This is a genomic window from Verrucosispora sp. NA02020, assembly GCF_013364215.1.
Taxonomy (GTDB): Bacteria; Actinomycetota; Actinomycetes; order Mycobacteriales; family Micromonosporaceae; genus Micromonospora.
The window spans coordinates 3,334,307-3,359,066 of record NZ_CP054923.1 but is presented as its reverse complement, the minus strand read 5'-3'; the positions used below and the strand labels follow the sequence as shown (position 1 = coordinate 3,359,066).

The window sequence follows — 24,760 nt, the reverse complement described above, 5'->3', positions numbered from 1 at the left end:
TCCCCTTTATCTGGACGTGGAACGTCGGGCCGCGACCGCCACGGCGACCAGGATGATGGCGCCCTGGACCGCCGGTCGGAGCGCGCCCGAGATGCCGTAGAAGTTCATGAGCGCGAAGAGCAGTTCGAGGGTGGTGGCGCCGAGCATCGCGCCGACGACCGAGCCCCGGCCGCCGCCCAGCGCCACACCGCCGAGGACGACGGCGGTGATGGCACCGAACTCCAGGCCGGCACCGGCCTGGAAGGAGACCCCGCTGTAGCCGCCGATCAGGATCGCCGCGACCGCCGCCGCGAGGCCGCTGAGGACGAAGGCGGCGGTGCGGGTACGCCACACGCGTACCCCGCTGAGCCCGGCGGTGCGCGGGTTGTCGCCGACGGCGACCAGGATCCGCCCGAAGTCGGCGCGGGTCAGCAGCACCGCCACCGTGGCGACGACCACCAGGATCACCAGCGCGTACGGGACTCGGCCGAGCAGCGGCACGTCCTCGAAGGCGCGCCGGCCGTACTGCCGGAACTCCTCGGTGAGCCCGCCCTTCGGCGCCCCGTCGGACCAGAGGTAGACCGCGCCGACGAGGATCAGGAACATGCCGAGGGTGGTGACGAACGAGGGCACCCCGAGCCGGGTGGTGACCAGGCCGTTGACCAGTCCGACGAGTGCGCCGCCGGCGAGCAGCACCAGCACCACCGGCCAGGTCCGCGTCGGGTCGCTGTCGATCAGCCGGGCGGCCACCACCACCTGCGCGGTGACCAGGGCGCCGACGGAGAGGTCGAACTCGCCGCAGACGATCACGAAGTACTGACCGGCGGCGAGCAGGATGATCGGCGCCGAGCGGCCGAGGAACGACAACAGCGACGGCGGGCTGAGGAAGTCGGGCTGGCGGACGGTGATCAGGACCAGCAGCACCACCAGGATCGCGAGGATCGGTGCCAGGCCACCGGGCCGGGTCCACTGCGCCGGCGCGAGCCGACGCCGGAGGGTCTGCGTGCTCACCCGGCCGCCTTCCGCATGCTCCGGCGGGCGTAGACGGCCACCGCCGCGATGATGATCACGCCCCGGACCACCTGCTTGGCGAACGCGTCGACGGCGAGCTGGTTGAAGACGGCGTCGATGGTGGCGAGCAGCAGCACGCCGCCGACCGTGCCGATCACGCCGCCCCGGCCGCCGGCCAGCGCGGTGCCGCCGATCACCACGGCGGCGATCGACTCCAGGTCGTAGAGGCCCTCCGAGCCGACCCGGGGCGCACCCGAGCCGAGCCGGCTGGCGAGATAGATGCCGGCGATTCCGGCGCAGAGCGAGCAGAGCACGTGCGCGGTGACCCGCACCCGGTCGGTGCGTACCCCGGAGAGCCGGGCGACCTCCTCGTCACCGCCGACGGCGAGCAGATGGTGGCCGAACCTGGTCCGGGCGAGCGCGAACCAGGCCGCCCCGGCCACCAGGAGCAGCAGCAGGAAGGCCACCGGCACCGGCCCGACGCGCTGGTAGCCGAGGGTCTGCACGAGGGTCGGTGAGGTGCTGCCGGCCGGTCCGGCGTACCCGTTGTCGAGGTATCCCTTGAGCAGCAGCCCGACGCCGAGCGTCGCGATGAACGCGTTGATCCGCCCGGCGGTGACGAGCAGGCCGTTGAGCAGCCCGATCCCGGCGCAGACCAGCAGCGTCAGGCCGATCGCGGGCAGCATCGCGCTGTCCCGACCGGCCATCGTCTCGGCGGCGACCAGCGTGCTCAGGCTGACCACGTACGCGACGGAGAGGTCCAGCGAGCCGCCGAGGATGACCAGGGTCTGCCCGACGGCGACGAAGCCCAGTCCGGCGGCGACGTGCAGCAGGCTCACCGTCGTCGACTGGTTGACGAGTTGACCGCCGTCGAGCAGGACGACGAGCCAGCCGATGGTGAGGGTGAGGGCGAGGGCCACGAACACCCCGGGCACCGGGCGTCGGGCGGGCAGCAGCGCGCGGGTGGTCACGCGGCGGTCTCCCGTACCGTGCCGAGGGCGAGCCCGACCACGTCCTCCTCGCGGCTGCCGGCGGGCAGTTCGCCCACGATCCGGCCGTCGCGCATGACCACGATCCGGTCGCTCATGCCGAGCAGTTCGGGCAGGTCGGACGAGATCATCAGCACGGCGGCGCCCTCTGCGGCGAGGCGGCGGACCAGGTCGTGGATCGCCGACTTCGCGCCCACGTCGATGCCTCGGGTGGGTTCGTCGAAGAGCAGGACCCGGGGGTGCAGGGCGAGCCACCGTGCCAGTACGACCTTCTGCTGGTTGCCGCCGGAGAGGAAGCGGATCTCCTGGTGGTCACCGGCGGCGCGGACCTCGACGGCGGCGAGCAGTTCCCGGATCCGGGCGGTGCGCGCGGCCCGGCCGGAGCGGATCGGGAAGGCGGCGCGGCCGGCCAGCAACGCGTTGTCGAGCACCGACTGGCGGCCGATCGTGCCCTCGCCCTTGCGGTCCTCGGTGACGTAGGCGATCCCGGCCCGCATCGCCGCACGCGGGGAGCGCAACCGGACCGGTCGGCCGTCGAGGCCGACCTCGCCGGTGGTGAACGGGGCGGCCCCGAACAGGGCTCGGGCCAGGGCGGAGCGGCCGGAGCCCTGGAGCCCGCCGACGCCGAGCACCTCGCCCGCGCGCAGGTCGAGGTCGATGTCGCGCAGTCTGCGGTTCCCGCCGCGCCGCACGGTGAGCCGGACCGCGCCGACGTCGGCCGGGGCGGCGCGCGGCGGGTAGTAGTGCGACAGCTCGCGGCCGACCATGTGCCGGACGAGGTCGTCGGCGCCGGTGTCGGCGGTGTCCGTGGTGGTCACCCGGCGGCCGTCCTTGAGGACGGTGATCCGGTCGGAGAGGTCGAAGACCTCGGCGAGCCGGTGCGAGACATAGAGGATGCCGATGCCCTGTTCCTGGAGCCGGCGCACCAGGGCGTAGAGCAGGGTCACCTCGTGGTCGGCCAGCGCGGCGGTGGGCTCGTCCATGATGATCAGCCGGGCGTCCAGGGCGAGCGCCTTGGCGATCTCCACGACCTGCTGCTGCGCGACGCTGAGCCGCCCCACCGGCGCGTCGGCCGGTAGGGCCGTCTCCCCGACCGAGGCCAGGAGTTGCCGGGTGCGTTCGCGCATCCGGCGGCGGTCGACCAGGCCACGGCGCGTCGGCTCGTGGCCCAGGAACACGTTCTCCGCGACGGTGCGTTCCGGCAGCAGGTTGAACTCCTGGTGGATGATGCCGATGCCGGCCCGCTGGGCGTCGCGGGGGCCGCCGAAGGCGCGCGGCTCGCCGTCGAGTTCGACGGTGCCCTCGTCGGGGGCGTACCCGCCGGAGACGATCTTCATGAGGGTGGACTTGCCGGCACCGTTCTCGCCGACGACGGCGTGCACCTCACCCGCGGCGACGTCGAGACCCACCCCGTCGAGGACGCGGACGCCGAGGAAGGACTTGCTGATTCCCCGCAGCGCGAGCAGGGGCACCGGACGCCGGTCTGACATCGTCGAAGATCCTCACGGATAGTAGCCAAGATCGGGTGCCGTCCGACGCCGGAGATCCTCCAGCGTGGACGGTCATACTGTTTTGTCATCCAGGTGCGGCACTTCGTGTTGTCGTGCGCAAACTTTCGCTTGACACAACCGAAACATCACACGTATGAAGATAGATGTTCGGGTATGAGTTCGCAATCCCCCGTCCGCCAGGGACTTTCGGGCACCGTCCCACCGGCGCGGACCGGGAAAAACACACCTGCGCGAGAGCCAGCACCGGCACGGAGACACCATCCATGGCGTCGTTAACATCCGACGACATCGATGCATGGTGCGCTCCGGCTTCCCACCCCCACCCGACGGCACCTCAGTCCGACATGACGGTGAGTCACCACCGGAAGCGTTGGCGCGCCACCCGTATCCCCCCGCCCGTCCCACGAGGAGACGCCATGCGTCGCACGACATCCATCATCGGAGTGATCGCGGGTCTGTTACTGACCTTCGCGGTCGTGAACCCGGCGGCGGCGGCTCCCGCCTTCCGGGCCCTGGTGTTCACCAAGACCGCCGGTTACCGGCACGACTCCATCCCGGCCGGCGTCACGATGTTCCAGCAGCAGGCGGCGGCCAACAACTTCGAGGTGGTGCACAGCGAGGACTCGGCCGTCTTCACCCCGGCCAACCTCGCCACCTTCGACGTCCTCGTGATGTTCCAGACCTCCGGCATGGTCTGGACCTCGGCCGCCCAGCGTCAGGCGGTGGAGGGTTTCCTCGCCTCCGGCAAGGGGATCGTCGCGGTCCACAACGCCACGGACATGGGCATCGAGGGTGAGTACCCGTGGTGGGACCAGACCGTCAACGGCGGCGCGCACATGCCGGAACACTCCCCCGGCGTGCTGCCCGGCACCGCCATCGTGGCCGACAAGAAGCACCCCTCCACGGCCACCCTGCCGGACCGCTGGAACCGCAGCGAGGAGTGGTACAACTTCGACAAGAACCCGCGCGGTGACGTGCACGTGCTGGTCACGGCCGACGAACGGACGTACAACCCCGGTTCCCGGGCGATGGGTCCGGACCACCCGATCTCCTGGTGCCGTGCCGTCGGCGGCGGTCGGGTCTGGGCCACCGCGATGGGCCACGCCATCGAGTCCTACAGCGAGACCCACTTCCGCAACCATGTGCTCGGCGGGGTGAAGTGGGCCGCCGGCAACGAGCCCGGCGACTGCGGCGGCACGGTCTGGGGCAACTTCGAGAAGCGCTCGCTGGACACCAACACCGTCGACCCGATGGCCCTGGCCGTGACCCCCGACGGTCGGGTGATCTACGTCCAACGCGGCGGCCAGATCAAGATCTTCAAGCCGAGTACGAGCAGCACCGTCACCGCCGGCACGCTCAGCGTCTACACCGGCGGTGAGGACGGCCTCACCGGGCTGGCCCTGGACCCGAACTTCGCCACCAACGGGTACGTCTACCTGTACCACTCGCCCGCCAGCAGCTCCACGGACATCAACCGGGTCTCCCGCTACACGCTGAGCGGTGACACGTTGAACATGTCCAGCGGGGTCACCGTCATCGACATCCCGGCGTACCGCGACCGGACGTACCCGGAGCCCGGCCACACCGGCGGGTACATGGACTTCGGGCCGGACGGCAACCTCTACATCGGCACCGGTGACGACGTCGCGCCCAACCTCGACCCTAACTGGCAGGGCTACGCGCCGCTGGACTGGCGCTCGGGCAAGCACATGCTCGACGCGGCCCGCACCGCCGGCAACACCAACGACCTGCGGGGCAAGCTGCTGCGCATCCGGCCCTCGGCGAGCGGCGGCTACACCATCCCGTCGGGCAACCTGTATCCGCAGGGCACCGCGCAGACCCGGCCCGAGGTCTACGCGATGGGCTTCCGCAACCCGTTCCGCTTCTCCATCGACCCGGCCAACGGCTGGGTCTACCTGGCCGACTACGGACCCGACCGGAACCCGCCGACCACCAACCGTGGCCCCGAGGGTCTCGTCGAGCTGAACGTGATCAAGGCACCGGGCAACTACGGCTGGCCCTTCTGCCACGGCGACAACCAGCCGTACGCGCCGTACAACCCGGACACCGGTGCGGTCGGAGCCAAGTTCAACTGCTCCTCCCCGGTCAACAACTCCCCCAACAACACCGGTTTGACCAGCCTGCGCCCGGTGGTCGCGCCGAACATGTGGTACGGCTACGGCACCTCGACCACCTTCCCGGAGCTGGGCTCCGGCGGCTCGGGGCCGATGGGCGGCCCGGTCTACCGCTACAACGCGGCGAACCCGTCGCAGACGAAGTTCCCGCCGTACTACGACGGGGTCCACTTCTTCTACGAGTGGTCGCGCAGCTACCTCAAGGAGGTGCACTTCGACTCGGCGACGGCGGTCACCCGGACCAACGCGTTCCTGCCCACCACCCGGTTCAACAAGCCGATGGACATGGAGTTCGGCCCGGACGGATCGCTCTACCTGCTGGAGTGGGGCACCAACTTCGGCGGCGGCAACAGCGACTCGGGTCTCTACCGGATCGACTACGTCCAGGGTGGACGGTCCCCGATCGCCAAGGCCACCGGTACGCCCACCAGCGGCAACGCCCCGCTGACCGTGCAGTTCTCCAGCGCCGGGTCGGCGGACCCGGACCCCGGTGACACGATCAGCTACCAGTGGACCTTCGGTGACGGCACCACGTCGACGGCGGCCAACCCGTCGCACGTCTACACCGCCAACGGCAACTACACCGCCCAGCTCAAGGTCACCGACAGCACCGGCAAGACCGGCTTCGCCAACGTGGCGATCACCGTCGGCAACACCGCTCCGGTGGTCACCATCACCACCCCGGCGCACGGCGGCATGCTCACCTTCGGTGACCGGGTCTCCTACCAGATCAGCGTCTCCGACCCGGGTGGGGCGGCGATCGACTGCTCCAAGGTGATCCTCAACCCGGCGCTCGGGCACGACGACCACGCGCACGAGACCACCGACCTGCCCGGCTGCTCCGGCACCATCCCCACCGACCTGCTCGGCGGGCATCCGGACGGCGCGAACCTGTTCTATGTGCTCAACGCGCGCTACACCGACAACGGCGGGGCGGGCGGGGCCGCACCGCTGACCGGGCACGCCCAGGTGATCCTCCAGCCCAAGCACAAGCAGGCCGAGTACTACAGCAGCCAGTCCGGCACCCGGGTGGTCGACCAGGCCGGTGCGGAGAGCGGCAAGCGGATCGGCGACATCTCCAACAACGACTGGGTGGCCTTCACCCCGATGAGCCTCTCCGGCATCAGCACGGTCAGCTACCGGCTGTCGTCACCGTCCGGCGGCGGCACGATCGAGCTGCGGGCCGGCTCCCCCACCGGCACGCTGCTGGCCACCACGCCGGTGCCGGCCACCGGCGGCTGGGACAACTACCAGTCGACGCCACCGGTGAACGTCACCGCCCTGGCCGGTACGCACACCCTGTACCTGGTCTTCAAGGGCAGCGGTAACAACTGGTTCGACCTCGACTCGCACACCTTCGGCGGTGCGGGGGTCGGTGTCGGTGGCACCGGTGGGGTGGCCGGGCGGACCTGGACCCTCACCGCGCAGCACAGCGGCAAGGTGATGGACGTCAACGGGGTCTCCACCGCCGACGGCGCCCAGATCCACCAGTGGGCCGCCAGCGGTGGGAACAACCAGAAGTGGCAGGCGGTCGACGCCGGCAGCGGTGCCGTCACCCTCAAGGCGGTGCACAGCGGCAAGTGCGCGGAGATCGTCGGCTCGTCCACCAGCGCGGGTGCCTTCCTCCAGCAGGCCACCTGCGGCACCGGCAACCAGCAGAAGTTCACCGTCACGGCGACCGGCACCAGTGGTGTCTACACGGTCCGGAGCGTGCTGAGCGGCCTCTGCCTGGACGTCAACGGCGCGGCCACCACCGACGGCGCCCGGCTGGTGCAGTGGACCTGCCACGGCGGCACCAACCAGCAGTGGCGGTTCGGCGCGGCCTGACGACCGCGACGCTGACCCGCCGATGACAGCGGTCGGGACCGGCCTCCGCACCACGGAAGCCGGTCCCGATCGCCGTGCGCGGACCCGGTCGGTTCAGTGGCCGTCGGACTCGGCCAGCGGCGCGCCGGCCCGCCCGCCGTGGCCGTTCACGCCGCCGACCGTCGCGCCGGTCGGCAGGTACGCCGTCCGGGCCGGTGCCGGAGCGCCGTACTCCGGCAGCAGCCGCCGTCCCGCCGACACGGGCCGGACGTCGGGCCCCTCGGTGCCGCGGGCCGCCGGACGGAGGACGGAGGCGCTGATCGCCCCCTCGTCGACGCGGACGCCGAGGCCCGGTGCGTCGCCGAGGACGAAGGCACCGTCCTCGACGTGCAGGTCGAGCGTGACGCCGGCCGGTGGACGCAGGTTCTGCAACTCGCTGGTCAGGTGGTTGGGCACCGACGTCGCCGCGTGCAGCAGCCCGACCGGACTGTTGCCGATCGGGCTGACCGGCAGGTCGTGGGCGTGCGCCAGGGCCGACGTGCGCAGGAAGTGGGTGACTCCCCAGACGGCGGCGGTCTGGACGATGTCGACCGCCCCGGCGGCGATCAGCGGGCGGTACTGCTCCAGCCCGGTCAGGTTCTCGCCGGTGGCGACGGAGGCGCGCACGCCCCGGCCGACCGTGGCCAGGCCCTCGGCGTCCCAACGGCGGACGGGCTCCTCGATCCAGATGAGATCGAGGGTGCGTTCGAGTTCGCCGACGTGGCGGACGGCCTGCTTGCGGGTCCACGCCTCGTTGACGTCGAGCATCAGACCGGGGCGGCGTCCGTGCCCGGCCTCGGTCAGCACCTCCTCGACCAGGCCGAGGCGATGCCGGTCGCGGGCGATGTCCAGACCGCCCTTGAGCTTGGCGGCGCGCAGGCCGTGCGCGGCGTACGCGCGATAGGTGTCGACCAGCTCGTCGTCGGTCAGGCCGATGTCCAGGCCGGAGGCGTACGCGGGCACCCGCCGGTCGCGTCCGCCCAGCAGTCGCCAGAGCGGCTGGCCGGCGGCCTGCGCCTTGATGTCCCAGAGGGCGGTGTCGAGCGCGCCGATGGTGCCGAAGACGGAGCCCCCGTGTCCGGCCTTGAAGCTGTGGCGCAGCATCCGGTCGTAGAGCGTCGTGACGGCGCGCGGGTCCTCGCCGTCGAGGGCCGCGAAGATCCGATCGATCTCCACGTGCGGGCCGAGGCCGACTCCGGAGATCCCCTCGTCGGTGTCGACGACGACGATCGACACCGGCACCACCCCGTCGGCGAAGACGCCGTTGGCGTCACCGACGGGGCGTCCCCATTCCTGCACCGTGCTGAGCGTCCGATATCCGGTGATCCGCATGTCAGCCCTTCGTGGAGCCGGCGGCGACGCCGTCGGCGATCTGGCGCTGGAGGAAGAGGTAGACCAGCAGGACGGGGAGCGCGGCGATCAGCACGCCGGAGGCGAAGGTCGGGATGTCGTCGGAGTACTGCCCGCGCAGCGAGGTGACGCCCACCATCAGGGTGCGCTGGTCGGCCGAGGGCATCATGACCAGCGACATCAGGACGTCGTTCCAGCAGAACAGGGCGTTGAGGATGCCGACGGAGAGCAGCGCCGGGGTGCCCAGCGGCAGCATGATCCGGCGGTACACGCCGTAGAGACTGTTGCCGTCGATCCGGGCCGCATCGATGATCTCCGGCGGGATCGACCGGTAGTAGCTGGTCATCAGGAAGACGGTGAAGGGCAGGAACTGGGCGACGTAGACGAGGATCAACCCGGGGTACGTGTCGATGAGCGCCGTGTCCGCCATGATCCGGGCCAGCGGCACCATGATCACCTGGAACGGTACGAAGAGACCCGCGAGGCAGCCGAGGAAGAGCGCCCGCGACCCGCGGAAGCGCACCTGGCTGAGGGCGAAGCCGGCCATCGAGCCGAGCAGCAACAGCAGGAGCACCGACGACGACACCACGATCACCGAGTTGACGAAGTATCGGCTCATGCCGACGCTGCTCCACGCCGTCTCGATGTTGTCCCAGCGCAGCTTGTCGGTCAGGGCGAAGCGGTCGAGGATGTAGTCGCGCCGGGTCTTCATCGCGACGTTCGCGGTGAAGAGCAGGGGGTAGATCGTCGCCAGGGCGAGCACCAGCATCGGGACGGCGATCAGCCACCGCCCCGGCCGCAGGCGTGACATCAGTTCTCCCTTCCGGCCCGGCTGAGCAGTTTGATCTGCACCAGCCCCACCACGAGCATGATCACGAAGAGGACCGTCGAGGCGGCCGAGGCGAGGGCGGGACGGTTCATCTGGCCCTGCTGGATCCAGATGTAGTACTCCGGGAGGTAGGTGGACCCCTCCGGGCCGCCGCTGGTCATCACGAACAGCAGGCCGAACATCGAGGTCAACATGCCGATCATCGTGGTGACGAAGACGAACTGGATGGTCCGGGACAGCCCCGGGACGATCACGTGCCGGATGACCTGGGGCAGTGAGGCCCCGTCCACCCGGGCGGCGTCCAGCAGGGCGGCGTCGAGGGTCGCGAAGCCGGCGAGGAAGACCACCAGGGACATCCCGAAGGTGGCCCAGACGTGCACGCCGACCACCACGAACATCGCGATGCCCGGGTCGCCGAGCCAGTCGATCGGGCCGACACCGGCCGGGCCGAGCAGGGAGTTGAGCGGGCCGTCCACCGCGAGCAGCAGGTTGAAGATCGCGCCGACGATGACCGGAGAGAGCACGGCCGGAAAGAAGTAGACGCTGCGGTAGAGCCGGTGCCCGGGGACCCGGAGGTAGATGAAGGTCGCCAGCAGGCCGGGGATCGCCACCGCCACCGGCAGCAGCAGCACCAGCCACCCGACGTTGCCCAGCGCGGTCCGGAACAGCGGGTCGGCCAGCAGTTCCCGGTAGTTGTCGACGCCCACCGCCGTGCCGTCGCGGGCCCCGTCCCCGGTGAACGAGAAGTTGACGCCGAGCAGCAGCGGATACAGCCGCAGCACCACGATGATCAGCACGGCGGGGGCGACCAGGACGTACGGTGCGAGGCGCTCGGAGCGCAGGCGGCCGGCGGCCCGCGCCGCACCGGTCCGGCGACGGTCGGTCGCCGCGTCGGTCCGTCCGGCCGGAGCCGGACGGACCGACGACTGTGCGTTCCCGATCGGCACGAACTCAGCCCGCCTGGTCGGAGGCGGCCAGTTGCCGCACCACCTCGTCGACGCCGGCCGAGCCGCTGAGCAGTTGCTGGGACAGTCGGCCCATCAGGTCCAGGGTCTTGGAGGAGAGCGCCACGTGCAGGGCCGGCTTGCCGTCCGCGGTCTCGGCCACGATGCCGGCCACCGCCGGGCCGCCCTGCGACACGTCGATCGTGGTGTCGGCGGCGATCGCGCCCGCGTCCGCGTAGAAGGCGTTGAGCGCCTCGGTCGAGGTGAGCGAGCGGACCAGGTCGGCGGCGACCTTCGGGTCCTTGGTCCACTTGGCCACGCCGTAGCCGATCCCACCGTCGAAGGGCAGGCTCGGGGTGGTGCCCTCGGTGACCACCGGGGCGTTCATCACGCCGAGCTTCTCCGGCGTCAGGAACTCGTTGAAGTCCTTCCAGTGCCCGACGTCCGACATCAGCCCGATGACGTGGGCGGCCTTGCCGGACTGGAAGAGGGCGAACCCGTCGTTGAACATCGCGGTCGAGTTGGCGCCGTCGGTGTTCAGCCCGGCGTCGCCGGCCTCCTGCCAGAGCTGGAAGACCCGCTTGACGTGGGGTGAGTTCCAGTCGCGCTTGCCGGCGACCCAGTCGTCGTACTCCTGCGCGGTGAGCGTGGCGGAGCCCAGTGCGGAGAGCCAGAACTGGATGCCCGCGCCCTCCTTGTTGCCCAGCGCGAAGCACTTGGCGCCGGCCTTGGCGATGGCGGCGCAGTCGCTGAGGAACTCGGTCCAGGTCGTCGCCGGGGCGGCGGGGTCGAGCCCGGCCTTCTCGTACACCGCCTTGTTGTAGTAGATAGGGTGGCCCTGCAACGTCACCGGGCCGGCGTAGGTGCGGCCGTCCTTGGTGAAGGCGTCCCAGCCGGCCAGGCGCTCCCGGTCCTCGGCGAGGTACTCGTCCAGCGGCACCAGCGCGTCGACCCGGTCCCGGATCTGACCGCCGCCGTTGAAGAGCATGACGTCCGGGCCCTTGCCGGTCTGGATCGCCGCGCCCAGCAGCGTGTAGTACTGGTCGAACGGCTGCGCGACGAACTCGACCGTCACGTCCGGGTGTTTCTTGGCGAAGTCCGCCTTGGCCTTGTCGAGGTACGGCGCGGCGGACGCCTCACCGGACTTCCAGTCCCACACCACCAGCTTGCCCTCCGCGCCACCGCCGGACCCGCCCGATCCGGTGGCGCTTCCACAGCCGGCCATCGCTACCAGTCCCACAACGAGGACGGCGGACCATATTGTGCGCTGTTTCATCGTTGTTCACCTCTGAACGGCAATGGCCGACGGCTCCACCGCAGGCCAACAATGTGCGAAAACGTAACTCGTATGACGTCTGACGTCAACGGTCGGACGTACACTGACCACCGGACGTCGTGCCACGGCAAGCAAATCGGAGGGGACATGACGCCATCGCAGGAGACGACCGTGGATGCCACGGCCGCCCCGGCCTGGACCCGCCGGCCGCAGAACCTGGCGCGCGCCGTCACCGCCGAGCTGGTGCAGCGGATCGTGCGCGGGATGCACCCGTCCGGGTCTCCCCTGCCCCCCGAGCCCGTGCTCTGCGAGACCTTCTCGGTGAGCCGGACCGTGGTCCGGGAGGCGGTGAAGGTCCTCCAGGAGAAGGGCCTGGTGCAGGTACGCCAGGGCGCCGGCACCACGGTCACCGAGCCCTCGAACTGGGACATGCTCGACGAACTCGTCCTCGCCGCCACCATCGCCGAGGACGACAGCCTCGCCATTCTCGACGACCTGGTGGTCACCAGACGGCTGCTCGAATCGGACATGGCGCACGTCGCCGCCCGGCAGGCCGACGCCGAGACCATCGAGCGCCTGCGGGCGCTGGTCGACCGGATGGACGAACTCGTCGACGACACGGTCGCCTACCACGAGCACGACCGGGCCTTCCACGACACGGTGATGCAGGCGTCCGGCAACCGGATCGCCCGTGGGGTGGTCCGCTCGCTGGAGAGCCAGGTCGCCAACACCGCGCGGTACATGGGCCGCACCCAGCGCTCGCTCTGCGTGGCGTCCAACCGGGGACACCGCCGCATCTACGAGCGGATCGCCGCCCGCGACCCGGCCGGTGCCGCCGACGCGATGTTCACCCACATCACCGAGGCGTGGCTGGTCCGCCGCAAGGGCTCCGGCAAGCCGACCCGACTGCAACGCTGACACCGCCCCTCCACTCGCCGCCGGCAGCCGTCACCGGTCGTCGACCGGTGACGGCTGCCGTGGTGATCCCGCTGTCCTGTCGAGGTCAGGAGAACTGCGCGAAGAACCGCCAGATCTCACCCTTGGTCCAGGTCGTGATGCCGCTCTCGCCGTACGTCCCGTCCACCGGGCCGGGCATGTGCCCGTTGTCGAAGGCCGCCCACTGCACCGGGTAACCCGACCGGCAGCCGGAGTACACGGTGGTGATGTGGGTGCGGCTGCCGCCACCGGGCTCGGGCGGGTTCTGCGCCGCGCACCCGTTGTTGCGGACGAACGTGTCGCGCAGCGCGCGCCCCTGACCGATGTTGAGCACGTTGTCCGTGATGCCGTGCAGCCCGAAGTACGCGATCGGCTGGGTGCCGCCGGAGCAGCCGCTGATCTGGGCACCGGCGATCACCGCGACGGCCCGGAACACGTCGGCCCGCGCGCAGGCCAGGGCGTAGCTCATGCCGCCGCCCCAACTGAAGCCGGTGGCGAAACGCTGCCTCGGGTTGACGCAGAGGTCGGCCTCGATCCGCCGGATCATGTCGTCCACGAACGTGACGTCCTCGCCACCGGCGTTGCCCCAACCGTTGCCGAGCCCCTGCGGCGCGACCAGGATCGCGCTGTTGTTGGACTGCTCCTGCTGGCCGTAGTACGACCAGGCGGTCCCGCTGGTGCCGCCGTTGGAGATCTCCTGCATGGTGCCGCCCCGCCAGTGGAAGGCGAAGATCAGCCGGTACGGGTTGTTCGGCTGGTAGTTGGCGGGTACGCGCAGGATGAACGACCGGCTCTTGCCGCCGCTCTGGATCGTGTGGGTGCCGCTGGTCAGGGTCGGCGTACGGCCGCATCCGCTGCCGCCCGTCGGCGGCGGGGTGGGGTTGCTCCCGTCGACGCGGACGAGCTGCCACTGCTGGTTGCCGCCGTTCCAGTCCGCGTACTGGACGATGTTCGCCCCGTCGGCGGTCGACGCGCCCTGGACCTCGACGACCTTGCCGCTGTGCCGGCTGACCAGCCGGACGTGACCGCCGTCCGAGTCGGCCAACCGGAACTGCTGGTTGGCCCCGTTGTTGTCCGACCAAGCGACGATCGGGGCACCGTCGGCGGTGGACTGGTTCTGCACGTCGAGGACCTTGCCGGAGTGCCGGGACTTGAGCCGATAGAAGCCGCCGCCCGAGTCGACGAACTGCCACTGCTGGTTCGCGCCGTTGTTCCGCGTCCACTGACTGATCCGCGCGCCGTCGTTGGTGGCCGAGGCGTACAGGTCCAGCGCCTTGCCGCTGGTCCGGTTCACCAGCACGTACCACGCGGTGGTGTCGACCGTCGCGGCGGACGCGGGCGCGGCGTTCACCGCCACGACCGTGCCGGCCGTCATGACCACGGCGAGCGCGGCGGCCAGTCCGGATCGTCGACCGCGTCTCGGCGGGGAGGCGGGACGGGCCTCGCCGATGACTGTCATGGTCCACTCCTTCGGTCGGGGTCGCTCGCGGGCGGGACCGCCCGCGCGCGCCCGGCTGGGGGTGCCGGCGTCGGGTGGTGGCGTCAGCACGTCGGTGTGTCGTGGGGATGCCCGGACGGCGGCGCCCGATCCGGCGACACGAGCCCACGAGGGAGCGGTCCACCAGGTCGGGACGCCGTGTCGACGCCGGACGACCGGACCGCTCGCTCATCGAAATCTAACGATGCAAACGTCATACGTCAAACGACAGATGTAGGGCTGGCCCGGAAAGTGGCTGCACTACGCCTCGCCGGGGACCAGAATGGCGCGGTGCGGATCACCGAGATCGACCCCGGCGCAGACGAGACACTGGCCCGAACGCTGCTGTCGATCCAGCACGCGGCGTACGCGGTGGAGGCATCGCTCATCGGCGACGACCGCATCCCACCCCTGCACGAGACGCTCGACGCGCTGCGCGCCGCGCCGCTGCGCTGGCTCGGCGCCCACCACGACGGACGGCTCGTCGGCGCGGTGGCCTGGTCGGAGAACCCCACCGAGCTGGACATCGACCGACTCGTGGTGGACCCGACGGCCCACCGTCGCGGCGCCGGCGCCGCCCTGGTGCGGACGCTCCTCGCCTCGGCCGGCGACCGGCGCGCGGTAGTCGCCACGGGCGCGGCGAACCTCCCGGCCCGCCGGCTCTACGAGCGTCTCGACTTCCGCCTGATCGGCGAGCGCGAGGTCATCCCCGGCCTCCGAATCGCCGAGTACGTCCGCGAACCGGCGACCTGAACCACCCTCCCGCCGTCACCTGCCTCGCCCCGGTCCAGGGAGAAGGGTGGCGCGTCGGGCTCCGGGACAGAAAGGGCGTGGTCAGACCAGCCCGAGGCTGATGGCGAGTTGGGTGATCGTCGTCGACGCGTCCTGGTCGCGGGCGACGTGGGCGACCATCTCTCGTACCGCCGGTCGGTGCCGGATCTCGGCGGGCGCGGTGGCGTCGGCCTGGATCAGCACTCGGGCCGCGTTGGTGGCGTCGTCGGTGTCCAGGTAGGCGCGAGCGGCGTCGACGAGGTGCGCGGCGCGATGCTCGACGGGCAGCCACCGCCACTCGTCCCGCCCGATCGCCTTCTCGTGCCGCGCGACGGCGTCCGAGGTGTCGCCGAGTTCGATGGCGGCGGTGACCCGGGCCAGTTCGACGGCGGTCGGCCCGAAGGCGGTGCGGTGGTGGTCGTGTCCCTCGCCGACCCGGGCGGCCATCTCGGCGGCTTCGTCCAGCAGGCCAGCAGCGGCGCGGTCGTTGCCGCAGGTCGCGGCGATGAGGGCGGCCTGCACGAGCAGACTGCCACAGAGCGACACCTCCGGCGGTTCGCCGGTGTCGGGGTCGGGTGGGGCGATCTGGTAGGCGGCGGCCAGCATCACCGAGCGCGCCCGCGCCGACGTCCGGAGCACCTGCCCGAGCTGCACCGACGCGCACGCCAACAACAGCCGGTCGCCGGTCGCGGCGGACATGGCCCGGTCGGCGGCCAGCCAGGCAAGCTGGTGTTCGTCCAGCTTGACCAACAACGCCGTGGTGACCCGGTACGCCTCCACCACCAACGTCCGGCCCGCCTCCGGGTCCTGGGCGTACGCCCGGTGCACCGTGGTCAACAGCCCCGGCAGCAGGTCGATCAGGTGCGGATATCGGGCGTGCTGGTAGGTGGTCCACGCGTGCGCGACCTCCCGCGCCACCCGCTCCGGCGGCATCACCTCGCCGCGCGCGGACGGTCGACCGAGGGCCATCTCGTACGTCGACATCGCCGCCCTGATCCGGGCGACACCCTCGTGACGCTCAACCGCATCGGCGGGCTCAACATCACGGCCGAGCAGGGTCGCGGCGTCCACCCGCAGCACGGTGGCGATGTCCCGGATGACCGACAGGCGCTCCAGCGACCGCACACCACGTTCGACCTTGTCCACCCAACTCTTCGACTTACCCAGGCGGTCGGCGAACGTCTGCTGCGACAGATTCCGCCGCGCCCGCAGGTAGGCGACCCGCCGCCCGATCGGTACCGGGTCACCGGGCACGACGCCACCGCCGATCCGGCACCGCCCGGGTCGTCTCCTCGACCGGTATCCGCTCCGCCTCAGCCTGCGCCAGGATGCGCTGCTTCGCGGCCTCCCGCTCCGCTGCTTCCGCCTGCTCGCCACGGCTGTGCCCTCGTTCGTGTTCCACGCCGCCCACGTACGACCCCTCATCGGACAGGGCGCGGCGGTATGGGAACTCGGGAGAATGTGGCCACCGCCGCGCCGGTTCAGAGGCGCGACCGCAGCACATCGAAGAAGCACGAACATGCGGACCGCGCTGTAATCGAGACGCTACGGAACGCACACTTGCTAGCTGGAACGCTTACGCACCACTACAACGCGGCGAGGCTCATCCGCTCGCACAGCCCCCGCAACTCCGGCGAGGTCGCGCCCTTACGCAGCAACGACCGTGCCGTCTCCCGCGCCGACACCGACGATCGGGCGTGTTGCGATCCGACCCGCTCCGCAGCGAGCAGCATCCGCACCGCATCCCGGTCCCGACCGACGGCCTCGGCAGCACGGCCCATGTCGAGCCAGAAATACACCTGCCGCACCGCTGGCAGGCCCGCCAACTCCACGCCCTTAGCCGTCTGCAACGCCGCCTCCGGACGCCCCGTGTCGAGCAGGAACGCCATCAGCCACAGCGCCACGTTCCGTGGCCCCCAGGCGAGGTCCCACCTGTCGGTCTCCCCGGTGTGCGCCGCGATCCGCCCCGCCTCGGCAAGGTGCTCCTCCGCCCCCGCCTGATCCCGCAGCCCGGCGAGGTGATGCGCCCGCGCCAGGTGCAGGAACCCCAACACGTCCAGCGCCCCATCAGCGCTGCTGCCCGCAAGATCGGCAGCCGCGACGTCACACAGCGCCCGCGCCGGACCGTACGCCCCCGAGTAGGCCGACACCCGCGCCCGATTCGCCGCCGCGACCCCGGCCGCCACCGGATCATCAAGCAACCCGGACGCCTCGGCACACCGCTCCGCCGCCAGCCACGCATGCGCCGGGTAGCTGACGTTCAGCAACGACCCCATCGCCACGCCGTACACCGGCACCATCTCCGTCAACGCCGCTCGTCGATCGGTGAGGCCGTGCATCGCCGGCACCAGGTCGACAAGCCGCCGCAACGCGCCCGCGTAGTCACACCGCCCGTACAGGCCACGCACGAGCGCCGCCTCTCGGCGTACCTGCTCGACGGTCGCCACCGCATCGGAACGCTTGGACATCGGCGTGTCCATCATGATCCGCCACACCCGCTCGGCGTCGATGCGCGCCGCGTCAAGCTGCCGATCAGCCGGCGTGTACGCCTGCCCGGTCAGGTCCACTACCGAGCATTCAAGAGCCGCCGCCAGATCCACCACCATGTACCGGTCGGTGCGCTGCTGGCCACGCTCGATCCGCGACCAGGAGGTGTGGGAGATCCCCGCCCGACTGGCCGCGTAGCGCACACTCCAACCACGCAACTCGCGGCGAGCACGAATACGATCACCAATCGAGGGATCAACAGGTATCGGCCGACGAGCCATCAGCGGCACTCCCAGTTCACACGAGAACCCCTGCCGACCATCCCCGGCAGGCTGCCACTCCGGACGGTACACCGATCAGCACCGACAGCACCCGCACGTGCTTGATCATCAAGCAAGCCGTCAGAAGTTGAGGCGGACCTTCGAGCATCCGCCACCAGCTGGAACGCTACTCAATCCCCATGCACACACGGCGCTCAAGGCTCTCACTGCTGGCCAACGTTTCACGGGGGTCCTGTTCCCCCGTCTCCAAGAGCGCATACGGTCTGCGGGTGGCCCGGTCGCGCCTCCTACCCGCTCGCGACCGTTCACGGCCTCACGCTTATGCCGATGAACGTACGTCGTGCGGTCGGTGATGTTCTCCGTGCCAAGGTCACGCTCGATCCTGGATCGAGTGGCATCCCTTCGCTTCCGTAACCACTCGATCCCGGATCGAGCACGACCTTGAGGCCGGCGAGCGAGTGCGCCGGCGGGACGTTGATCCGATGCCCGGACCTGCCCTCCGATGAGCTGTTCCAACGAGGGAGCCTGATCAACGCACTCCATCAAGCACGGCATGTGGAGGGCGATAGCCGTTGGGAGGCGCTGACGACTGCACGAGCTGACGCTCTGGAGGGCTTTGACAACCTGCTTAAGGTACTCAGCGCACGGTAGGCAACCACTCAGGTGGGCTTGGCTTGTCTTCGGGGTGCACCTGTCGTCAGTCACCCTGCCGGCGCGCCGACTCTACGAGCGTCTCAGCTTCCTCCTGGTCGATGAGCGTGAGGTGATCCCCCGCCTCCGGATAGCCAAGTGCGCTCACCGACTGGCGGACTGAGCCGGTACTCCGGACAGGCCAGGCAGCGCTGTCACCTGACGTCGAGCCGGAGCGGTCAGTCCAGGTAGAGCCGGTAGCCCTGGGCGGTGGGGCGCAGGCCGCATGACTCGTAGAACCGGTGGGCGTGGAGACGGTCCACGCGGGACAGCAACTGGACCTTGTAGCAGCCGGCCGTCCGGGCCAGGTCGACGACCGTGTCGAACAGGCGACCGGCGACGCCCAGACGACGCGCCGCGTGCGTGACAATGACGTTCTCGACCAGCATGAACGGTCGGCCGCCCCGGGTGAGGTTGGCGACCACCACGCCGTCGACGGTGCCCACCACCGCGCCGTCGCGCACTGCGACAAGCACGGTGCGGCCGGGCTGGCCGGCGATCTCACGCCAGATCCGCGCAGCCCGTTCGGGCGGCAGCACCGGATCGTCCGGGTGCAGTTCGGCGTAGAGACCCAGCAGCGCCGCCAGGTCATCCTCGGTCGCCGTGCGCACGACTGTCGTCACGGGCGTCACCCTACCGACACGCCACGCCACACCCCCTCCTTCCTCTCGCAAATGAAAACCGTTACCATTGCCATCGCCTGTTGCCGAGTGGGGAGGCGCCGATGGCGCACGTGTTGTTGGTGGAGAGCTGGGTCGGGGCGATGAGCCACCTCCTGCCGCGAGCGGTGTTGGAGGCCGGGCACCGGTTCTCGTTCCTGACCCGGGACCTGCACCACTACCTGCGTGGTGCGCCGCCCGGCGGCACACATCCGCTGCTGGCCGCGCAGAACGTGCTGACCGTCGACACCAACGACGTACCCGCGCTGTTGGAGCAGGCCGGACGGCTGCACGCGGCGCTGCGCTTCGACGGGGTCCTCACCTCGTGCGACTACTACCTGGACACGGTCGCCCAGGTGGCCGCGCACCTCGGGCTGCCCGGTGCGGATCCGGCGGCGGTGCGGCGGGCGTACCGCAAGGATCTGGCCCGGACGGCGATGGCCCGCGCCGGTGTGCCGCAGCCCCGGTTCGCGCTCGCCGACGGCTGGGCGGCCACCGCGCAGGCCGCGCGCGAGCTGGGGTATCCGCTGGTGCTGAAGCCGGTGGACCTCTGCGCCGGCATGTACGTGCGGCAGGTGGCGGACCCGACCGGGCTGCGCGCCGCGTTCGACGCCCTCGCCGCGTTCCCGGTGAACGCCCGGCGGCAGCCGAGGGTGCCGGTGGTGCTGCTGGAGGAGCTGCTGACCGGGCCGGAGGTGAGCGTGGAGACGGTCACCGTCGACGGGGTGACCACGGTCGTCGGGATCACCGACAAGAGTCTCGGCGGTGCCTCCGGGTTCGTCGAGACGGGCCACATGTTCCCGGCGGTGCTGGACCCGGCGACCCGTGAGCGGGTCAGCGAGGTGGCGGTGGCCGCCCTGGAGGCGGTCGGGTTGGATCGCGCGGTCGGGCACACCGAGCTGCGGCTGACGCCCACCGGGCCGCGCGTGGTGGAGGTCAACCCCCGGCCCGCCGGTAACCAGATCACCGAGCTGGTGCGCCGGGTCACCGGCGTGGACCTGCCGATGGTGTACGCGCAGCTCGCGCTCGGCGAACACCCGGACCTCACCCCGGCCGACACCGGCGTACGCAGTGCCGCGATCGCGTTCGTGCTGCCGCCGCGACCCGGTGTCGTGGCGCGGATCGACGGCACCGGGACCTGGTCGACGGATCCTCGGGTGGTCGACTGGTCGGTGAAGCCGGACGGCCACCGGGCCGGGGACGCCAGCAGCAACAACGACTACCTCGGTCACGTGATGGTGGTCGACACCGCCGGTGCCGGTGCGCGGACGGTCGCCGACCGGCTGGCCGGGCAGGCCCGGGTCTCGTACCTCGACGAGAGCGTTCCGGCTGGTGCCGACGCCCGGGTGGGGGTCGGGGCATGACCGCCACCTCGCCGGCCCGGCCGGCGTACCGGTCGATGTCGGCGCTGGTGGAGGCGGTGCGCGCGGGACTGCTCGGGGCCGATCCGGCGCGGGCCACGGTCAGCGTCGGGTTCGTCACCCGGCAGGGCGTGCGGCACGCCTCGCGGGCGCACGGCTACCGCAACCACGTGCTGAGTCTGCGGGTCGACGCGGTGGTCGGGTCCTGCGCCATCGAGCCGGGTGCGCTGCCCGACGAGACCGCCTACGACTGCGTCGGCGCGTCCGTGGCGGAACTGCTCACTCACCCGCTGCTGCCAGTGCGGGTGGCCGCGCTGGACGCGTACCTGATGTCGGTGCGCCCGCACGCCGAGGCGGCGGACGCGACGGTCACCGTGCCCGGCGGCGGGTCGCTGGCCAAGTCACGGGCGCGCGCCGAGGCGGTGGTGGACCTGCTGCCCGCGAGCAGCCGCACGGTGCTGGTCGTCGGGGTGGTCAACTCGCTGTTGGAGCGGCTGCGGGCGACCGGCCGTCGGTATCTGCCGTGCGACCTGGCCGGGGGCCGCACCGAGTGGGACGAGCCGCACCTGCCCGACGCGACGGCGGTGCTGGACCGCTGCGACGCGATCCTGGCCTCCGGCATGACGCTCGGCAACGACACGTTCGCGCCGCTGCTGGCGCACGCCGGCGCCGAGCGGAAACCCTTCGTGGCGTTCGCGCAGACCGGCAGCGCGGTGCTGCCGTGGTTCCTGGGCGCGGGCCTGACCGCCGTGTCGGCCGAGCCGTACCCGTTCTTCTGGCTCGACGGCGGGCCGACGACCCTCTACCGCTACGGGGTGTCCGGATGAGCGCGCCGCAACTGTTGAACCTGGTCGGACACACCCCGCTGGTGTACGTCGACGCGCCGCTGCCGCACCCGCACGGCGGCTTCTGGGCGAAGGTCGAGTGTGCCGCGCCGGGGGGCATGAAGGCCCGCGCGGCGGTCACCATGCTGGCCGGGGCGCGGCGTCGGGGCGAGTTGCGCGACGGCGCGCCGGTGGTGGAGTCGACGAGCGGCACGTTGGGGATCGGGCTGGCGTTCGCCGGGCACGCCTTCGGGCACCCGGTGGTGCTGGTGGTGGACCGGGAGCTGGAGCCGTCGATGCGGGCGCTGCTGCGCGCGTACGGGGCCCGGCTGGAGGTGGTCGACCGGCCGCATCCGACCGGCGGGTGGCAGCAGGCCCGCCGGGACCGCCTGACCGAGCTGCTCGCGACGCTGCCGGGGGCGTACTGGCCGGATCAATACCACAACCCCGACAACGTGGCCGGGTACGCGAGCCTCGGTGACGAGATCGCCGCCCAGGTCGACGCGGTGGACGTGCTGGTGTGCAGTGTGGGCACCGGCGGGCACAGCGCCGGGCTGGCGCGGGCGTTGCGGCGGTCCTGGCCCCACCTGCGGCTGATCGGTGTGGACACGGTCGGGTCGAGGATCTTCGGTCAGCCGGCCCGTCCCCGGTTGATGCGCGGCCTGGGCAGCAGCATCCATCCGGACAACGTGGACTATCCGGCCTTCGACGAGGTGCACTGGGTCGGTCCGGCGGAGGCGGTGGACACCTGCCGACGGTTGGCGCGTACCGGCTTCGTCACCGGGGGGTGGAGCACCGGGGCGGTGGCCCGGGTCGCTGCCTGGGCGTCGCGGACCCGGCCGGACGCGCGGGTGGTGACGGTCTTCCCGGACGGCCCGCACCGCTATCTCGACAGCATCTTCGACGACGGCTGGTGCGCCCGGCACGGGCTGCTCGACTCCGGTCACGGACACCCGGTGGAGATCCCGCACCCCGGCGCGGTGGAGGTCACCCGGTGGAGCCGGTGTCGCACGGTGACCGATCCGGTTGCCGACCGGGGGCGGGTGCCGGCATGAGGCTGACCTGGCAGGCATACCCGCTGGTGCTGCGGGAGCCGCTGCGCATCTCCCGGTCGGTGATGGCCAGCCGGGAGGCGGTGCGGCTGACCGTGACGCACGACGGTGTCACCGGGCACGGCGAGGTCGTCACCAGCCACTATCTCGGACTCGACCGGGCGGCGATCGAGGCGTGCTGCGCCGGGTGGGCGGAGCGGGTGGTCGGCTGCCCGGATCCGGAGGCGCTCCGGGCCGAGCTGGGCGCGTATCCGGGGCCGCCGGGGGTGCGCGGGGCGCTCGACGCGGCCGTGCACGACCTGCTCGGGCACGCCCGGGGCGTACCCGTGCACCGACTGGTGGGGGCGCCGCAGCCGACGCCGGTGGCCACCGCGTACACCATCGGGCTGGTGCCGGTGCCGGAGGCGGCGGCGACCGCCCGACGCCTGGTCGCCGCCGGGTTCTCGGTGCTCAAGGTGAAGGCCGGCGACGCGGACGATCTCGCCCGGGTGGCGGCGGTCCGGGCCGCCGCGCCGCACGCCCGGCTGCTGCTCGACCCCAACGGCGGCTGGTCCGCCGAACAGGCCGTGCGGCAGCTCGACGCGCTCGCGCCGCACCGGCTGGACGCGGTGGAACAGCCCATCCCGCCGGGCCACCCCGACCTGCTGGCCTGGGTGGGTGCCCGCAGCGGCACGCCCGTCGTCGCCGACGAGGACGCCGCCGGTCCGGCCGACCTGGACCGGCTGGCGGGCGCGGTCGCCGGGGTGAACGTGAAGCTGGCGCGGTGCGGCGGCATCACCGCCGCCGGGGACATGATCGAGGCGGCCCGGCAACGGGACCTGGACGTGATGCTCGGCTGCCTGGTGGCCAGTTCGCTCGGCATCGCCCCGGCGGTGCACCTGGCCGGTCTGGCCCGCTGGGTGGACCTGGACGGCCATCTGCTGCTCGCCGACGACCCGTGGACCGGCATCGGCGGTCGGGACGGTGTGCTGCGCCTGTCGGGGGCGGCCGGGCTCGGGGTGGCACCGGCGGCGGAGGCACCCCGGTGAGGGCCACCTGGGCGTCGTGGCGCGGCTTCCCGGTGCCGATCCGGCTGCTGGTGGTCAACCAGCTCGGCGTCAACGTCGGGTTCTACATGCTGCTGCCCTTCCTGGCCGGCTATCTCACCGACCAGATCGGGCTCTCGGCCGCCCTGGTCGGCCTGGTCCTCGGGGTCCGCAACCTGAGCCAACAGGGACTGTTCCTGCTCGGCGGATCGGCGGCGGACCGGCTCGGCGCACGCGGGGTGATCATCGCCGGGTGTGGGCTGCGGGCGGTCGGCTTCGCGGTGTTCGCGGTCGGCGGGTCGCTGTCGGCGCTGCTGGTCGCCTCGGTGCTGACCGGTCTGGCCGGTGCCCTGTTCAACCCGGCCGTGCGCGCCTATCTGGCCCAGGCCGCCCCGGACCGGCGGGCCGAGGCGTTCGCCCTGTTCAACGTGTTCGCCAGCGCGGGGGCGCTGATCGGGCCGCTGGTCGGCAGCGCGCTGCTGCTGGTCGACTTCCGGGCGGCGGCGACCGGGGCCGCGCTGGTGTTCGCCGCGTTGACCGTGGCGCAGGCGCTGGTGCTGCCGGCGCAGCCGGTGACGGCCAGCGGGCAGAGCGTCGGCCGGGACTGGCGGGAGTCGCTGACCGACGGCCGGTTCCTGGCGTTCACGGTGGCGTTGAGCGCGCTCTTCGCGTTGCAGACCCAGCTCTATCTGGTGCTGCCGGTGCAGGCGGAGGCGGTCACCGGCACGCCGCTGGCGGTCGCCGCACTCTTCGTCGTCTCCACCGTGGTCACCGTGGCGGGGCAGGTCCGCATCACCGCGCGGCTGCGTCGCCGCGTCGACCGGGGCACCGCGATCGCCGCCGGGATGGCGGTGACCGGCGCCGGTTTCCTGGTGCCGCTGCTACCGCTGGGCGGTCCCCCGGCGGTCCGCGTCCTGCCGGTGCTCGTCACCACGCTGGCGCTGGCGGTGGGGGTGATGGTGGCGCAGCCGTTCGTGCTGGAACTGCTGCCCGGATTCGCCCGCACCGGGCTGACCGGCACCTACTTCGGCGTCTTCTATCTCGCCTCGGGCGTGGTGGCGGCGCTCGCCACCACCGCCGTCGGCGGTCTCATGCAGACCGGATCGGACGGCGCGGCCGAGCGGGTCCCGGCCGGGGCGTGGCTGCTCTGCGCCGCCCTCGGACTGGCCTCGGCCGCGGCGGTGCGGGTGCTGCACCGCCGGAACCTGCTCGGCCCCCGACCGGTCGCCGACCCCGCACCGGACACCGTCCCGGGCGACGCGCGGATGCCCGCCGTCACCCCTCGCCGCCCTGGCGCGGCCTGAACACCGCGACACCTTCGAGAGGAA

At 71.6% G+C, this 24,760-nt stretch carries 20 protein-coding genes; 8 read left to right on the top strand and 12 right to left on the bottom strand.

Annotated elements, in window-relative coordinates:
- Positions 1–6 precede the first annotated feature (6 nt).
- The 3 genes from HUT12_RS14705 to HUT12_RS14695 are packed head-to-tail and all read right to left on the bottom strand — an operon-like array spanning position 7 to position 3,469.
- Positions 7–990 (bottom strand): ABC transporter permease, encoded by a 984-nt coding sequence (locus HUT12_RS14705; RefSeq protein WP_176093741.1) that lies wholly within the window; start codon positions 988–990, stop codon positions 7–9.
- Positions 987–1,961: an ABC transporter permease gene (locus tag HUT12_RS14700; protein WP_176093740.1), complete on the bottom strand. Its 975-nt coding sequence runs from the start codon at positions 1,959–1,961 to the stop codon at positions 987–989. The genes HUT12_RS14705 and HUT12_RS14700 overlap by 4 nt, the downstream gene beginning before the upstream one ends.
- Complete coding sequence (locus tag HUT12_RS14695) at positions 1,958–3,469, bottom strand: sugar ABC transporter ATP-binding protein (protein ID WP_176093739.1); 1,512 nt, start codon at positions 3,467–3,469, stop codon at positions 1,958–1,960. The genes HUT12_RS14700 and HUT12_RS14695 overlap by 4 nt, the downstream gene beginning before the upstream one ends.
- Positions 3,470–3,906: 437 nt before the next feature.
- Between HUT12_RS14695 and HUT12_RS14690 the strand changes: the two genes are divergently transcribed.
- On the top strand, positions 3,907–7,452 hold the full coding sequence (locus HUT12_RS14690; protein ID WP_131054888.1) for a ThuA domain-containing protein: 3,546 nt from the start codon (positions 3,907–3,909) through the stop codon (positions 7,450–7,452).
- A 93-nt stretch (positions 7,453–7,545) separates the two neighbouring features.
- Here the strand turns inward: HUT12_RS14690 and HUT12_RS14685 are convergent, their stop codons facing one another.
- From HUT12_RS14685 to HUT12_RS14670, 4 genes are read right to left on the bottom strand one after another with little or no spacing between them, the layout of a single operon-like run.
- On the bottom strand, positions 7,546–8,802 hold the full coding sequence (locus HUT12_RS14685; RefSeq protein WP_176093738.1) for a mandelate racemase/muconate lactonizing enzyme family protein: 1,257 nt from the start codon (positions 8,800–8,802) through the stop codon (positions 7,546–7,548).
- Position 8,803: 1 nt separating this feature from the next.
- On the bottom strand, positions 8,804–9,631 hold the full coding sequence (locus tag HUT12_RS14680; RefSeq protein ID WP_131054886.1) for a carbohydrate ABC transporter permease: 828 nt from the start codon (positions 9,629–9,631) through the stop codon (positions 8,804–8,806).
- Complete coding sequence (locus HUT12_RS14675) at positions 9,631–10,596, bottom strand: carbohydrate ABC transporter permease (protein WP_176093737.1); 966 nt, start codon at positions 10,594–10,596, stop codon at positions 9,631–9,633. The genes HUT12_RS14680 and HUT12_RS14675 overlap by 1 nt, the downstream gene beginning before the upstream one ends.
- Before the next feature lie 4 nt (positions 10,597–10,600).
- Positions 10,601–11,869, bottom strand: a complete 1,269-nt coding sequence (locus HUT12_RS14670) for an ABC transporter substrate-binding protein (protein ID WP_176093736.1) — start codon at positions 11,867–11,869, stop codon at positions 10,601–10,603.
- Between the two features lie 147 nt (positions 11,870–12,016).
- Here HUT12_RS14670 and HUT12_RS14665 point away from each other — a divergent pair, with 147 nt between their 5' ends.
- On the top strand, positions 12,017–12,787 hold the full coding sequence (locus tag HUT12_RS14665) for a FadR/GntR family transcriptional regulator (protein ID WP_131052414.1): 771 nt from the start codon (positions 12,017–12,019) through the stop codon (positions 12,785–12,787).
- An 85-nt stretch (positions 12,788–12,872) separates the two neighbouring features.
- Here the strand turns inward: HUT12_RS14665 and HUT12_RS14660 are convergent, their stop codons facing one another.
- Positions 12,873–14,264, bottom strand: coding sequence for an RICIN domain-containing protein (locus HUT12_RS14660; RefSeq protein ID WP_176093735.1), 1,392 nt, complete (start codon positions 14,262–14,264; stop codon positions 12,873–12,875).
- 309 nt (positions 14,265–14,573) lie between these two features.
- Here HUT12_RS14660 and HUT12_RS14655 point away from each other — a divergent pair, with 309 nt between their 5' ends.
- Positions 14,574–15,035 (top strand): GNAT family N-acetyltransferase, encoded by a 462-nt coding sequence (locus HUT12_RS14655; RefSeq protein ID WP_176093734.1) that lies wholly within the window; start codon positions 14,574–14,576, stop codon positions 15,033–15,035.
- A gap of 81 nt (positions 15,036–15,116) precedes the next feature.
- Here HUT12_RS14655 and HUT12_RS14650 read toward each other — a convergent pair whose 3' ends face one another.
- The 4 genes from HUT12_RS14650 to HUT12_RS14640 form a co-directional block, all read right to left on the bottom strand.
- A complete protein-coding gene (locus tag HUT12_RS14650; protein ID WP_254876826.1) occupies positions 15,117–16,307 on the bottom strand; it encodes a helix-turn-helix domain-containing protein in 1,191 nt (396 codons plus the stop codon).
- A complete protein-coding gene (locus HUT12_RS32815) occupies positions 16,297–16,455 on the bottom strand; it encodes a hypothetical protein (protein WP_254876825.1) in 159 nt (52 codons plus the stop codon). Before HUT12_RS32815 ends, HUT12_RS14650 begins: the two co-directional genes overlap by 11 nt.
- 184 nt (positions 16,456–16,639) lie before the next feature.
- The gene (locus tag HUT12_RS14645) at positions 16,640–17,788 is read right to left on the bottom strand and encodes a helix-turn-helix transcriptional regulator (RefSeq protein ID WP_254877055.1); all 1,149 of its coding nucleotides are present in this window, start codon (positions 17,786–17,788) and stop codon (positions 16,640–16,642) included.
- Positions 17,789–18,690: 902 nt separating this feature from the next.
- Positions 18,691–19,134, bottom strand: coding sequence for a GNAT family N-acetyltransferase (locus tag HUT12_RS14640; RefSeq protein ID WP_176093731.1), 444 nt, complete (start codon positions 19,132–19,134; stop codon positions 18,691–18,693).
- A gap of 101 nt (positions 19,135–19,235) precedes the next feature.
- Here HUT12_RS14640 and HUT12_RS14635 point away from each other — a divergent pair, with 101 nt between their 5' ends.
- From HUT12_RS14635 to HUT12_RS14615, 5 genes are read left to right on the top strand one after another with little or no spacing between them, the layout of a single operon-like run.
- Positions 19,236–20,534 (top strand): ATP-grasp domain-containing protein, encoded by a 1,299-nt coding sequence (locus HUT12_RS14635; RefSeq protein WP_176093730.1) that lies wholly within the window; start codon positions 19,236–19,238, stop codon positions 20,532–20,534.
- Positions 20,531–21,358, top strand: a complete 828-nt coding sequence (locus HUT12_RS14630; protein WP_176093729.1) for a DUF364 domain-containing protein — start codon at positions 20,531–20,533, stop codon at positions 21,356–21,358. The genes HUT12_RS14635 and HUT12_RS14630 overlap by 4 nt, the downstream gene beginning before the upstream one ends.
- The gene (locus HUT12_RS14625; RefSeq protein WP_176093728.1) at positions 21,355–22,410 is read left to right on the top strand and encodes a PLP-dependent cysteine synthase family protein; all 1,056 of its coding nucleotides are present in this window, start codon (positions 21,355–21,357) and stop codon (positions 22,408–22,410) included. Before HUT12_RS14630 ends, HUT12_RS14625 begins: the two co-directional genes overlap by 4 nt.
- Positions 22,407–23,435, top strand: a complete 1,029-nt coding sequence (locus tag HUT12_RS14620; RefSeq protein ID WP_176093727.1) for a dipeptide epimerase — start codon at positions 22,407–22,409, stop codon at positions 23,433–23,435. Before HUT12_RS14625 ends, HUT12_RS14620 begins: the two co-directional genes overlap by 4 nt.
- Positions 23,432–24,736, top strand: a complete 1,305-nt coding sequence (locus HUT12_RS14615; RefSeq protein WP_254876824.1) for an MFS transporter — start codon at positions 23,432–23,434, stop codon at positions 24,734–24,736. The genes HUT12_RS14620 and HUT12_RS14615 overlap by 4 nt, the downstream gene beginning before the upstream one ends.
- Positions 24,737–24,760: the final 24 nt, after the last annotated feature.